Below are 12,163 nucleotides of genomic sequence, written 5' to 3'. Positions count from 1 at the left end.
TCATGCCGCCACCGCGCGAAGCCGGGCATGCAGGGCCGTGCGGCACGCCAGGCCGGCCTCGGCCAGCGCCCGATCGTCGTGCCGCGACGGCGCGCCGTCGGCGTGGATGCAGCGGCCTGCCACGAACACGGCGTGGGCGTCGCGCGCACGGCCGCAGCAGACGAAGGTGGAGATCGGCTTGTGCGAGACCTGGAAATGCGGCGCACGCATGTCGAAGACGACCACATCGCCCTGCTTGCCGGGCTCCAGCGAGCCGATCTCGTCCGCCAGGCCGAGAGCGCGCGCACCATCCAGTGTGGCCGCCTCCAGGGCCGCCTCGGCGGACATCGAGGTCGGATCGAGGTTCAGTGTGTTCTGGAGCATGACCAGCGCCTTCATCTCCTCGACCATGTCCACCGTGCAGCTTGCAGCAGGGCCGCCGGTGCCGATGGCGAAGTGCCCCCCGAGGCGCAGCAGCGTCGTCCAGCGCGTGTGGGCGCGGCCCCGCACGGCGTCCGACAGCGGCTGCGCCACGCCCATGCAGCCGGACTCCAGCATCAGCATCAGGTCGGCCGGGCCGAGGCGGTCCACGTCCCCGATCAACCAGCGCGAATCCAGCAGGCCCAGCTCCATCAGGTGCGTGATGGCGCTTCGGCCCAGACGGCGGTGGGCCGCCTGCCATTGCGCATCGTCGGCACTGCCTCCGGGCTGCGTGAACAGCCGCAGGCCGTGGCGGGCGGCCAGGGTGGCGGCGCGGACCAGTCGGGCCTCGTCCGCCGCGCCGGTGCAGATGGACACAGGATCGCTCAGTACCGACAGGGCGATGCGAAGCAAGGGGCCGGATGCCTGCGCACAGGCGCCCTCGACCCGATCGACGCCAGTGGCAGCGACATCGACGCAAGCCACCTGCCGCAAGCCGTGCGTGTCGAAGGCCTCGATGGCCGCGGCCAGCCGCGCTGCCGTCGCGGCGCCGGGAACATGGTGCAGCACGGTGGTCACGCCGCCGGCGGCCAGCTCGGCCGCGGCCAGGTGGGCGGCGACGCGTACCTCCTCGTCCTGCAGCGCCGAAGCGGCTGCAGCACAGCGGGCCGGATCGGCGGCCCCGGACCAGCCCATCAGCAGATGCTCCCACGGCCGGTGACCGGCGTCCACGAGGCCGGGCAGCACGATCATGCCGGTGGCGTCAAGTTGCACGCCGTGGAAGCCCTGCGGGATGCCGGCCTGCGGCCCGGTCGATGCGATGCGGCCGTCGTCGCCGATGAGCACGAAGCCGCCGGGAAACACCTCCCGCGCCGCATTCATCGTGACGACATGGCCGCCATGGATGAGGGTCGCCATGCGTTGCCTCAGCCGCACACGGTCACTTCGGACGGCGACGCATGCATGGAGACATAGCCCTCGGGTGTGATCAGGCCCATCTGCCCCAGCTGCATGCCCACCTTCTCGTCGGCAGTGGTCGGGTTGGGCTGCAGCACGATGGTTACGCCCGGCTCCAGGGTGTAGGGCACATGCGGCGGCGCAAAGTTGGGGCCGAGCGCCGGCGGCAGTATGTCGACGCCGAAACCGTGCAGCAGCCCGTCCACGGTGGTGTAGCCCGCGTCGCGGATGCTCAGCGACACCTCGCGCAGCTCGTCCAGGGTGACGCCCGGCTTCATGGCCTCGGCCAACGCGTCGTGCGCGGTCTTGAGCACGCCGTACAGGTGCGCGTACTGCGAGGTGGGCTCGCCCAGGAAGAAGGGCCGCAGCAGCTGGGCCGAATACATGCCGTAGCTCACCGTGAGCTCGGTGTTGATCACGTCGCCCATCTGCAGCTTGCGCCGCGACAGGATCTGGTTGGGCACGCAGCTTTCCGAGGCCGCCATGGGCGTGCTGTTGAGGTAGAGGAAGTTGGGCTGGCAGCCGAACTGCCAGGCCACCTGTTCACTCAGCACCAGCAGTTCGCGCTCCTCCACACCGGGGCGGATGGCGGCATGCAGGGCCGCCATCACCCGGTCGCAGCCGGCCGCGGCCACACGTTGCCAGGCCAGCTCCTCCTCGCTCTTGCGGATGCGCAGGCGCTTGAAAGGCATGCTCAGGTCGGTCCATTGCGCATCGGGTACCAGCCCCAGCAGGCGCGTGTGCTCCTGATGGAACATGGGTCCGACCAGCCCGAGGGCGGCATCCGCCAGGCCACGGCTGCGCAGCTCCGCTGCGATCACGGCCGGCGCGTCGCGGGTGCCTCGGCGCACGTCGGCGATGCGCGACAGGTCCCGCGCGGTGGCGAAGTGGTTGTGGTGCGTGACCCAGAGCACCGGCTCGCCCTCCACCGGCACCAGGCAGTAGGCCTCGTGAAAGGGCGCCACTTCGGTCACGTAGTGGATGTCCGCCTGGTAGTGGCGGCGTGAACCGCTGTGGCCGAACAGCAGCAGGGCGCGCACGCCACGCTCTTGCGCCAGCCCACGCACGGCCGCCAGGCGCCGCGCCATTTCGCCGTCGCTGAAGCGCGGCAGTCCTTCGATGCTCATGGAAACCTCCAGAGAAATGCCCGGCGTAAATGCAACCGGTTGCATGATCATATGCAAAGCTCGCGGCAAGGCGCAAGCGAATGCGCATCGGACACAAATCGTTTGACAGGGTAGACGAGGTGCGGCACGATTCCCTGCAAATGCAACCGGTTGCAGCCACCAAGGAATGAACGTGATCCTTTCGACGCGCATCAGCCGCAGGGCGGGCCTGCCATGAACCGCCCCGCCATCGAGATCCGGGCGCTCACCAAGCGCTACACCAACGGGGGCGAGGCGCTGGTCGCCCTGCAATCCTTCGACGTGAGGGTCGAGGAAGGCGCCTTCGTCGCGGTGGTGGGGCCCTCGGGCTGCGGCAAGTCCACCCTGCTCAAGACCGTGGGCGGCCTGCAGCCCTACTCCGAGGGCAGCGTGGCCATCCGCGGCGAGCCCGTGCGCGGGCCGCGCAAGGACATCGGCATCGTCTTCCAGTCGCCGGTGCTCTTTCCCTGGCGCACGGTGCTGCAGAACGTGCTGCTGCCGGCACAGATCCTGCGACTCGATCCCGCCCGGCATGCCGCCGTGGCGCGCGAGTTGCTGGCGCTGGTCGGCCTGGCCGATTTCGAGTCCCGCTATCCGTGGGAGCTGTCGGGCGGCATGCAACAGCGCGCGGCCCTGGCCCGTGCGCTGGTCAACGACCCCACCCTGCTGCTCATGGACGAGCCCTTCGGCGCCCTGGACGCCATGACGCGCGAGCACATGAATGTCGAGCTGCAGCGCATCTGGCTGGAGCGGCGCAAGACGGTGCTGCTCATCACCCACTCGATCGCCGAGGCGGTGTACCTGGCCGACCGCGTGCTGGTGATGTCGCCGCGCCCGGGCCGGCTCATCGACGACATCCGCATCGACCTGCCCCGGCCGCGGGGCCTGGAGGTGATGGCCTCGCCGGAATTCGGGGCCCATGTGGCGCACATCCGTGCGCTGTTCAACCTGCGCGGAGGCGTGGACTGATGATGACCCGACGACAACTGGCCATGGTGATCGCGCTGTTCCTGTGCACGCTCCTGCTGTGGGAGGCGGTGTGCCGCCTGGGCGCGGTGCCCAACTACGTGCTGCCCTCGCCCAGCGAGGTGTTCGCCGCGCTGGTGCGCGGCCTGGCATCGGGCATGTACCTGCGCCATGGCGCCGTCACGCTGCTGGAGACGCTGCTGGGCTTCGTCATCGGCACCGGCCTGGGCCTGCTGCTGGGCACGCTGATCGCCACCTACCGCTCCGTGGACATGCTGATGTATCCCTACATCATCATGTTCCAGTCCATGCCCAAGGTGGCGCTCGCGCCCATCTTCGCGCTCTGGCTGGGCCTGGGCATGCAGTCCAAGGTGTTCAGCGCCGCCATCATCTGCTTCTTCCCGCTCATGGTGAACACCATCGCCGGCCTGCGCTCGGCCGACGAGGACCGGGTCAGCCTCATGCTGTCGCTGGGCGCCTCGCCCTGGCAGGTCTTCCGGCACCTGCGCTTGCCCGGCGCCCTGCCCTTCGTCATCGCCGGACTGGAGCTGGCCGTGGTGCTGTCGCTCATCGGCGTGATCGTGGCGGAGTTCGTGGGCGCCGAAGCGGGGCTGGGCACGCTGATCCAGACCATGAGCTTCAACATGGACGTGGCGGGCCAGTTCTCGGTGCTGCTGCTGCTGTCGGTGATCGGCCTGGTGCTCAACCGCCTGATCAAGATGCTGCGCCGGCGCGTGCTGTTCTGGGACCCCTCCGAGAAGGCACGCCGGACGCCGCCCAGCGTCTGACCCCGCCTTGCCCGCGCTGCATGCACCCGATCCCACTCTTGAACCGGAGCCGTCGTCCATGACCCCTGCATTCCCGATCCAGCGCCGCACACTCTTGCGTGCCGCAGCCGCCGCCACAGTGTCGGCCGGGCCCTTGCGCGCACTGGCGGCCGCGCCCTCGCGCGTGCGCTACGTGCTGGCGATCCCCACGCTGTCGGTGGTGATCTCCAACCAGACCTCCATCCCCACCGCGCTCGGCTACTACGACGAGGAAAGCGTGCGCGTGGAGCCGGTGCTCGCGGGTGCCGCCGGCATCACGGGTGCAGTACAGCTGGTGGCCTCGGGCAACCAGGACATGGGCTCGGGCTCCTTCATTCCGGTGATGTCGCGCGCCGCCGCGGGCCAGGACCTGGGCCTCACCTTCTTCTACCAGCAGATCCGCAGCTACCCTGTGGAGGTGGCGGTCCCCACCGACCACCCGGCCCGCACCCTCGCCGACCTGCGCGGCAAGCTCATCGGCGTGCCCACGCTCGCCAACGAAGGCGTGGCGATGGTGGAATTCGCGGCGCGCGAGGCGGGCCTGGTGCCCGGCACGGACCTGCGCGTGATCGCGGTGGGAGCTGGCGCACAGGCGGGCCAGGCGCTGCGCTCGGGACAGGTGGCCGCCTATGTCGCACCCCGCTCGCAGACGCGGCAGCTCGAAAGCCTTGGCATCACCCTGCGCGCACTGCCTTCGCCGCCGCGCTTCAAGGATCTCTTCGGCGCCAGCAACTTCGTGCGGCGTGATTACATCGCCCGCAACCGGCGCACGGTGGTGGGCGTGGGCCGCGCCATCGCCAAGAGCACGATCTTCCTCATCAACAACCCCGAGGCCGCCATCCGCCTGCACTGGAAGGCCTTCCCCGAGCAGATGCCCCAGGGCGGCAACCCCGACAAGGCGCTGCAGGACGCGATGCGCGTGATGAAGGCACAGATCGAGTCGCTGTCCTTCCAGGACAACGATGGCATGCACAAGTGGGGCTACTTCCGGCCTCAGTCGCTGGCTGCGTTGATCGACATCTTCGGCTGGACGAAGGTGCAGCGGCCCCAGGACTACTTCACCAACGACCTGATCGACGAGATCAACGCCTTCGACGCCGACAAGATCGCCGCGCAAGCACGCAGTTTCCGGGTCTGAGCGCGCTCCCAGTTCCGGGATGGCCCGTTGACTGCTGCAGTCCAACGCGCAGGAGGGGCAGGGTGGCGAATCAGCGCCCGCAGCAACGCCAGGACGCGAACGATGCGGGCACCGCCTTCAGCCTGACGCGGGCCCGGTGAACGCAAACGCCGCCACCGGCTCCCAAGGCCCGCCCATGTAATACCAGAGCTCCAGGGCGGTCGCTCCGACCTTCCAGGGCACGAAGTCGCGAGCAAGTTCGGCATGCAGCATCCGGGCCTGATCGGGACGCACCTTGTTCTGCACCGTCACGTGCAGCGGGCCGCGCCACTGCCGGTCCTGCGCGCCGAGCAAGCCCGACCAGGCCGTTGCGAGCGTCGCGCGCAACCGCAGCGCTTCCGGCGCGCTCATGGCATAAGCGACGCCCGCCCCAAGGAACTGCACGCGGTCCACATCCAGCTTGAAGGGCGTGGTGCGATTGGCGATGTCCGCCATGTCCTCCCGCACCCTCGACAATTCCGCGATGGGCAAGGCATGGAACAGGGTGACGTGCGCATCGAGCCAGTTGCGCGATGGCGGAAAGTGAGCGCTGCGAAGCGCAGTCAGCGCCGCGGCGGACGCATCGTCCATGCGCAACGTGACGATCAGAGCGGTCGGCTGCATGGGTCAGGAGTGGACCATGGGTTGGCGCGTGACAAAGCCATTGCTCCCGACCAAAGGACCCAGGTGACGCAGCCAGGCAGAAGCTACTCTGCCGAGAAGTCCTGGGCCGGCTGTATGCGCCATTCGCCACCGCCCAACAGTTCCAGCACATGCGTGTGGTAGCGCAGCACGGCATGCCGGTGCGCAATGCTGACCATGGTCGAGCCGGTGTCGCGCAGGCGCTGGTACAGCGCCGCCTCCGTGGCCGCGTCCAGCGCACTGGTGGCCTCGTCCAGGATGACCACGCGCGGCCGGCGGGCCAGCACGCGCGCGAAGGCCATGCGCTGCTGCTCGCCCATGGAGAGCAGCTTCTCCCAGTCGTGCACCGCATCCAGGCCGCCCACGCGCTCGGCCAGGCCGCCCAGGTGCACGGCATCCAGGATGTCGAGCAACTGCGCATCGCTGTGCTTCGACGCATCGGCCGGGTAGAGGATCTGGCTGCGCAGCGTGCCCAGTTGCATGTAGGGCCGCTGCGGCAGGAAGAACACCTGCTCGGGCGGCAGGGTGCGTACCGTGCCGCTGCCATTGCGCCACAGCCCGGCCAGGGCCCGCAGCAGCGAGCTCTTTCCGCAGCCGCTCGGGCCCGCGATCATCAGCCCCTCGCCCGGCCCCAGGCGCAGCGACAGGTCGCGGATCAGCAGCCGGTTGAACTGCGGCGTGTAGAGCGTGACGTTCTCCACGCAGAGTTCGTCGTCGCCGCACTCGCTCTGGATCTGCGTATCGGGTGGCGTTGCGACGGCCACGGCCGAGGGCGCGCGCGTGCTGCCGGGCATGACCACGCCCGCCAGCGTATGAAGCCGGTCGATGCCGGCCACGAAGCGGCTCAGGCCTTCGAAGTTGTCCACGATCAGGCCCACGGCACCCAGCACCGCGGCGAAGGCGCCGCCCGCCTGAACGGCGCGGCCCACTTCAAGGTTCCCGGCGAGCACCTCGCCCGCCAGGATGATGCTGGGCACCACCAGCGTCAGCTGGCTGAAGGCGCGCTGGAAGAGGTTGAGCGAGCGCTGCTTCTTGATGAGCCGGCCGTAGTTGGCAAAAGCCGCCTGGAAACGGTTGTCCAGTTCCATGCGCTCCTGCGCCTCACCGCGGTAGAAGGCGATGGACTCGGCGTTCTCGCGGAAGCGCATCAGGCCGAAGCGGAAGTCCGCCTCGCGCCGCAGCTGCCAGAAGTTGAGCCGGATCAGCGGTGCCCCGAAGACATACAGCGCCACCACCGTGCCCACCGTGGCATAGATGGCCAGGAAGAGCACCAGCATCTTCGAGATGGACCACAGCACGGCGCTGAAGGCCACCAGCTGCATCAGCGAGCCGAGGAAGATCAGCGCGTAGTTGATGGAGCGGCCGGTGAAGGTGTTGATGTCCTCGCTGATGCGCTGGTCGGGGTTGTCCAGGTCCTGCCGGCTGCCCAGCTCGTAGTAGCGCCGCTGCTGCAGGTAGCCGTCGAGGAAGCGGTGCGTGAGCCAGCGGCGCCAGTGGTTGCCGAGGTAGTCCCGCAGGTAGTAGTAGCCGGCATACATGGGGGCCGCGAAGGCCAGTACCACCAGGCTCCAGCGCACGGCGCTCCAGAAGCGATCGGCATCCCGGGCGGCCAAAGCCGAGGTCATCTCCCCGGTGCGCGAGATCAGCATGACGGCCAGCTGCGTCTCGCACAGCATCACCACCAGCAGCACACCCAGCAGGCTCCAGGCCTTGACCCGCTGGTCGCCCACCCAGTACGGGCGGGCCACTTCCATGAACTGGCGCCACGCCGCCATCGAGAGCGTGGGGGCGCGGTGTCGGCGCTGCTTGTTGCTGCGGTCGCGGGGCTTGGGCGAAAGGTCGACGGGTTCGGGCGGCGCGATGGCGGACATCAGGCGTCTGAAGTCAGGGAGAGGAATTGCGGCGCTCACACGAAGGCGGCGCGGGCATGGGAGGCTTCAGACTCGGCCAGGGACGGGTGCGCTCAGCAGCAGCCCAGGTGCGCCTGCACCGCACGGCCGTTCAGGCCTGCTCGGTCGACTGCGCCGATCAGGTGCTGCTCGTCGACGCCCAGTTCCTGGGCATAGTGGCGGATCTCGGTGCGGTCGTTGACGTTGATGTCGGAGCGCTCGCTGCGGCGCAGGGCGAAGGGCTCTTCGGCAAGGTACTTTTCCATCGAATGCATGACCGGCTCCCGCACGTTCGTGGTGGTGATCGAGTGCGGCAGATGATCCGGGAGGCGGGCCCTCGCGGCCTCGCGGACGGCGGCTGATGCCGCTGAAGTCCGCCGCCTACGCGCTGCGCAGGCGGCCATGCCGCGCGGGGCGGCTCAGCGGCCCGACTGGCGCATCGGCATGCGGTCGATGGTGCGGAAGATCTCGGCCAGGTCGGCGCCGCCGTTCTGGCGCAGCTTGGCGCCGCCGTCCTTGCCCACCAGCACCAGCTGCGCGGGGGCATCGGCGCGGAGTTCGAGCGCGGCAAGCAGCGCCCGGGTCTGTCCGGGCGTCAGGGCCCGGCCGTCGCGGCTGCCGACGCCGGCCACCACCCGGTAGAGCACCATCTCGCGTTCGATGAAGGCCTCGCGCGCGGCCGTCCGGGCAAGGGTGGCCTCGACCTCGCGCAGCAGCGGGTCGTCGGCGCGCGGTGCGACGACCACCAGCGGCCGGGTCTTCCAGCGCTCGGCATCGAGCGGATTGACGTCGGCCGCCACGGCGGCGCCAAGGGCGGCGAGGCCGGAAAGGGCGAAAGTGGCGGTGCTGGCAGTTCGCTGAATCGGGTTCATGCGTCCAATCGTCGGTACACGGCCAGTCCGGCCGTGCCCGTCACCATGCTGCGTCGGGGTCGGCCGCGACCGCGGTAGCCGGATCCGGCACGGCAATGGCAGCCACTGCGGCTGTGGCACGCGCCGCGTCGACAAGTCGACGCCCGGCGTGCTAGATTCTATTGGTACAGCCATTCACAATCATATTCGCTGCCCTGGAAGAACGCCATGCTTGTCCACACACCCATCCGCGCCCTCGGAGCGCCACGCTGATGGCCGGCCCGCTCCACGGCGTACGCGTGATCGAGATCGCCTCGATCGGCCCCGGCCCGCTAGCCGCCATGCTGCTGGCCGACATGGGCGCCGAGGTGATCCGCGTCGACCGCCCCGGCCCAGCCGCCGGCGGCGGCGGCGGCGGCGGCATGGTGCCGCCGCACAAGGACATCTCGCGCCGCGGCCGGCGCTCCATCGCCCTCGACGTCAAGCAGGACGCCGCCCGAGAGGTGCTGCTGCGCCTGATCGAGGGCGCCGACGTGATGGTGGAAGGCTTTCGCCCGGGCGTCATGGAACGGCTGGGGCTGGGGCCCGACGCCTGCCTGGCGCGTAACCCGCGCCTGGTCTATGGCCGCATGACCGGCTGGGGCCAGGAAGGCCCCCTGGCCACGGCCGCAGGGCACGACATCAACTACATCGCCCTGGCCGGCGCTCTGGGCATGATCGGAACGCCCGAGGCGCCGGTGGCGCCGCTCAACCTGGTGGGCGACTACGGCGGCGGCACCATGCTGCTGGCCTTCGGTATCGCCTGCGCGCTGTTCGAGGCACGGGGAAGCGGCAAGGGCCAGGTGGTCGATGCGGCCATGGTGGACGGCGTGTCGCTGCTGATGACGCTGTTCCACAGCGTGCAGGCCGCCGGCCGCACGAAGCCACGCGGAACCGGCGTGCTGGACGGCGGCAGCCACTACTACGGCAGCTACCGCTGCGCCGATGGCGGCTGGATCTCGCTGGGCAGCATCGAGCCGCAGTTCTACGCCCTGCTGCTGGACAAGCTGGGCATCGAAGACCCTGCGGCCTGGCCGCAGCACGATGCCAGCCGCTGGCCGGCGCTGAAGGCCGAGCTGGCCCACCGCTTCGCCCAGAAGACACGCGACGAATGGTGTGCCCTGCTCGAAGGCACGGACGTGTGCTTCGCGCCGGTGCTGGCTCTGGACGAGGTGCCCGACCATCCGCACCAGAAGGCGCGCAACGCCTTCTACACGCAGGACGGCCTGACGCAACCGGCGCCGGCGCCACGCTTCAGCCGTTCCGCGCCCGAACGGCCCCGCGCTCCGGTGGCTGCTGGCACGGACACCGAGGCGATCCTGCGCGAACTCGGCTACGGCGACGCAGACATCATCGCCCTGCGCGGCGCGGGCGTGGGCTGAACGGGCGCGCCGCTTGCCTCGGCTGGATCAAACAGCAAGGACGGGCATGACGGCCTTGCTCGCGCCCCCTCAGGCCACCAATGCTGCAGCCGCCGACAGGCGCTCGCGGCACTCGCGGGCCATGCGCGCCAGCAGGTCGGCGCACGAGGGGATGTCGTCGACCAGGCCGACCACCTGGCCGGCCCACACCACGCCGTCGTCGACGGCGCCGGAATGCAGCGTGGCCCGCCCGCGGGCGCCGGCCACCAGCGGACGCAGATCGTCGAAGCTGCAGCCGCCGGGGCGGTTTTCGAGCGCCACCACCTCTTCGCTGACGGCATTGCGCAGCACCCGGGCGGTGTTGCGCAGCGTGCGGAACATGAGCCGGGTGTCCGTCTCCCGCGCGGCGAGCAGGGCCTGCTTGATGTTCGCGTGCACCGGCGCTTCCTGCGTGGCGACGAAGCGGGTGCCCATGTTGACGCCCTCGGCGCCCAGCGCCAGGGCCGCCGCCATGCCGGCGCCGGTGGCGATGCCGCCGGAGGCGATCACGGGAACGCGCAGGGCCCGCACCGCGGCCGGGATGAGCACCAGGCCGGGCAGGTCGTCCTCGCCCGGATGGCCCGCGCATTCGAAGCCGTCGATGCTCACCAGGTCCACGCCGCGCTTCTCGGCCGCCAGCGCGTGGCGCACCGAGGTGCACTTGTGGATGACCGTGATGCCCGCGCCCTTGAGCCGGTCGAAGACCTCGGCCGGCACATTGCCCGCCGTCTCCACCACGCGCACGCCCCGCGCCACGATCACGTCGAAGATGCGCTCGTAGGGCGGCGGATTCATGGTGCGCAGCATGGTCACGTTGACGCCGAAGGGCCGGTCCGTCATGCCGCGGCAGCGCTCGATCTCGCGGCCCAGGGCTTCGGGCGTGGGCTGGGTCAGGGCGCTGAGCGTGCCCAGGCCGCCGGCGTTGCTGACGGCCGAGGCCATCTCGGCCGTGCCGACCCACTGCATGCCGCCCTGGATGATCGGCAGCCGGATGCCCAGGGCTGCTGTGATGCGTGTCTTCATGGAAACGCAACCGCTCATGAGCGGAGCGTGACGCGCCCGTGGCTCAACACCACCACCTCGCGCGCCGGCACGCGGGCGCGCAGGGCCAGTTCGCTGGCGCCCAGCGCCCAGAAGTCGAAGGCCAGCGTCTCGCCCGGGAACACGGGCGAGGACAGCCGCGCCCGCAGGCCCGTGAGGCGCGACGGATCGCCGCCGCAGAAGTGCTGCACGGCGGCGAGGCCGGCCATGCCCCAGGTGGCCAGGCCGTGCAGGATGGGCCGCGGAAAGCCCGAGCGCGTGGCCACGGCCGGGTCGATGTGCAGCGGATTCAGGTCGCCGGAAAGGCGGTAGAGCGCTGCCGCATCGGCCCGCGTCGCCACCGTCACGCTGAGGTCGGGCGCCGTGTCGGGCACGGCGGCCGGGGCCGGGGTCGGCGCGTCGCTGGCCGCGCCGGGCGCAAAGCCTCCGTTGCCGCGCAGGAACAGCACTTGCTCGCAGGTGGCCAGCCGCTGGCCGGTGGCCTCGTCGGTCAGCACCTTCTCGACATGCATCACGGCGCCTTTGCCCTCCACCTTGTCGACGAGGCGGGTGACGCGGCTGCGGCCGATGAGCGCCGCCGCCGGCGGGAGCGGCGCATGCAGCGTGACGGCCTGCTCGCCGTGCACCAGCTTCAGGAAGTCGATGCCCAGTTCGACACGCTCGCGCATCCATGAACCGGGCGAAGCCAGCACGGCCGCCATGGTGGGCAGCGCCGCCAGTTCCTTCTCGTAGATGAATCGCAGCTGCTGCGGATCGAGCGGATCGGCACCCGCGCCCAGGCCGAGGGCGTAGAGGATGCAGTCCTTGGCGGTGTAGTGCTGGCGCACGTCGCCGGAATTCCAGGCACGGGTCTTGTCGGAATCGATCATGGG

At 70.1% G+C, this 12,163-nt stretch carries 12 protein-coding genes; 4 read left to right on the top strand and 8 right to left on the bottom strand.

Features of this window, described 5'->3' with window-relative positions; all coding sequences use genetic code 11:
* Window positions 1-1,317, bottom strand: coding sequence for an amidohydrolase family protein (locus KBC94_RS24015; RefSeq protein WP_294376261.1), 1,317 nt, complete (start codon window positions 1,315-1,317; stop codon window positions 1-3).
* 8 nt (window positions 1,318-1,325) lie between these two features.
* Window positions 1,326-2,483, bottom strand: coding sequence for a M24 family metallopeptidase (locus tag KBC94_RS24010; RefSeq protein WP_294376258.1), 1,158 nt, complete (start codon window positions 2,481-2,483; stop codon window positions 1,326-1,328).
* Between the two features lie 213 nt (window positions 2,484-2,696).
* Between KBC94_RS24010 and KBC94_RS24005 the strand changes: the two genes are divergently transcribed.
* Genes KBC94_RS24005 through KBC94_RS23995 form a run of 3 tightly spaced genes read left to right on the top strand, consistent with a single transcriptional unit; the run spans window position 2,697 to window position 5,411 of the window.
* Window positions 2,697-3,470: an ABC transporter ATP-binding protein gene (locus KBC94_RS24005; RefSeq protein WP_294376256.1), complete on the top strand. Its 774-nt coding sequence runs from the start codon at window positions 2,697-2,699 to the stop codon at window positions 3,468-3,470.
* A gap of 2 nt (window positions 3,471-3,472) precedes the next feature.
* Window positions 3,473-4,255, top strand: a complete 783-nt coding sequence (locus KBC94_RS24000; RefSeq protein ID WP_294376253.1) for an ABC transporter permease — start codon at window positions 3,473-3,475, stop codon at window positions 4,253-4,255.
* Between the two features lie 58 nt (window positions 4,256-4,313).
* A complete protein-coding gene (locus tag KBC94_RS23995; RefSeq protein ID WP_294376250.1) occupies window positions 4,314-5,411 on the top strand; it encodes an ABC transporter substrate-binding protein in 1,098 nt (365 codons plus the stop codon).
* 117 nt (window positions 5,412-5,528) lie between these two features.
* Here the strand turns inward: KBC94_RS23995 and KBC94_RS23990 are convergent, their stop codons facing one another.
* From KBC94_RS23990 to KBC94_RS23975, 4 genes are all read right to left on the bottom strand, one after another.
* Window positions 5,529-6,053: a 2'-5' RNA ligase family protein gene (locus KBC94_RS23990; protein ID WP_294376247.1), complete on the bottom strand. Its 525-nt coding sequence runs from the start codon at window positions 6,051-6,053 to the stop codon at window positions 5,529-5,531.
* Between the two features lie 83 nt (window positions 6,054-6,136).
* Window positions 6,137-7,942, bottom strand: a complete 1,806-nt coding sequence (locus tag KBC94_RS23985) for an ABC transporter ATP-binding protein/permease (RefSeq protein ID WP_366934734.1) — start codon at window positions 7,940-7,942, stop codon at window positions 6,137-6,139.
* Between the two features lie 92 nt (window positions 7,943-8,034).
* Window positions 8,035-8,235, bottom strand: a complete 201-nt coding sequence (locus tag KBC94_RS23980; protein ID WP_234195719.1) for a DUF3606 domain-containing protein — start codon at window positions 8,233-8,235, stop codon at window positions 8,035-8,037.
* Between the two features lie 144 nt (window positions 8,236-8,379).
* Window positions 8,380-8,832, bottom strand: coding sequence for a DUF4174 domain-containing protein (locus KBC94_RS23975; protein WP_294376242.1), 453 nt, complete (start codon window positions 8,830-8,832; stop codon window positions 8,380-8,382).
* 251 nt (window positions 8,833-9,083) lie between these two features.
* Here KBC94_RS23975 and KBC94_RS23970 point away from each other — a divergent pair, with 251 nt between their 5' ends.
* Window positions 9,084-10,232: a CaiB/BaiF CoA-transferase family protein gene (locus tag KBC94_RS23970; RefSeq protein WP_294376240.1), complete on the top strand. Its 1,149-nt coding sequence runs from the start codon at window positions 9,084-9,086 to the stop codon at window positions 10,230-10,232.
* 69 nt (window positions 10,233-10,301) lie between these two features.
* Here KBC94_RS23970 and KBC94_RS23965 read toward each other — a convergent pair whose 3' ends face one another.
* Complete coding sequence (locus KBC94_RS23965) at window positions 10,302-11,273, bottom strand: nitronate monooxygenase family protein (RefSeq protein ID WP_294376237.1); 972 nt, start codon at window positions 11,271-11,273, stop codon at window positions 10,302-10,304.
* A gap of 14 nt (window positions 11,274-11,287) precedes the next feature.
* On the bottom strand, window positions 11,288-12,160 hold the full coding sequence (locus KBC94_RS23960) for a MaoC/PaaZ C-terminal domain-containing protein (protein WP_294376234.1): 873 nt from the start codon (window positions 12,158-12,160) through the stop codon (window positions 11,288-11,290).
* Window positions 12,161-12,163 lie beyond the last annotated feature (3 nt).

The sequence above is a fragment of the Pseudacidovorax sp. genome (genome assembly GCF_017991995.1).
Taxonomy (GTDB): Bacteria; Pseudomonadota; Gammaproteobacteria; order Burkholderiales; family Burkholderiaceae_C; genus Xenophilus.
This window is presented reverse-complemented; position numbering and strand designations above follow the sequence as displayed.

Excerpts from the sequence above, each read along its gene's own strand:
- KBC94_RS24000 (WP_294376253.1), top strand. The coding sequence starts at position 3,473 with ATGACCCGACGACAACTGGCCATGGTGATCGCGCTGTTCCTGTGCACG.
- KBC94_RS23995 (WP_294376250.1), top strand. The coding sequence starts at position 4,314 with ATGACCCCTGCATTCCCGATCCAGCGCCGCACACTCTTGCGTGCCGCA.
- KBC94_RS24015 (WP_294376261.1), bottom strand. The coding sequence starts at position 1,317 with ATGGCGACCCTCATCCATGGCGGCCATGTCGTCACGATGAATGCGGCG.
- KBC94_RS24010 (WP_294376258.1), bottom strand. The coding sequence starts at position 2,483 with ATGAGCATCGAAGGACTGCCGCGCTTCAGCGACGGCGAAATGGCGCGG.
- KBC94_RS23975 (WP_294376242.1), bottom strand. The coding sequence starts at position 8,832 with ATGAACCCGATTCAGCGAACTGCCAGCACCGCCACTTTCGCCCTTTCC.
- KBC94_RS23980 (WP_234195719.1), bottom strand. The coding sequence starts at position 8,235 with ATGCATTCGATGGAAAAGTACCTTGCCGAAGAGCCCTTCGCCCTGCGC.
- KBC94_RS23970 (WP_294376240.1), top strand. The coding sequence starts at position 9,084 with ATGGCCGGCCCGCTCCACGGCGTACGCGTGATCGAGATCGCCTCGATC.
- KBC94_RS23960 (WP_294376234.1), bottom strand. The coding sequence starts at position 12,160 with ATGATCGATTCCGACAAGACCCGTGCCTGGAATTCCGGCGACGTGCGC.
- KBC94_RS23990 (WP_294376247.1), bottom strand. The coding sequence starts at position 6,053 with ATGCAGCCGACCGCTCTGATCGTCACGTTGCGCATGGACGATGCGTCC.
- KBC94_RS23985 (WP_366934734.1), bottom strand. The coding sequence starts at position 7,942 with ATGTCCGCCATCGCGCCGCCCGAACCCGTCGACCTTTCGCCCAAGCCC.
- KBC94_RS24005 (WP_294376256.1), top strand. The coding sequence starts at position 2,697 with ATGAACCGCCCCGCCATCGAGATCCGGGCGCTCACCAAGCGCTACACC.
- KBC94_RS23965 (WP_294376237.1), bottom strand. The coding sequence starts at position 11,273 with ATGAAGACACGCATCACAGCAGCCCTGGGCATCCGGCTGCCGATCATC.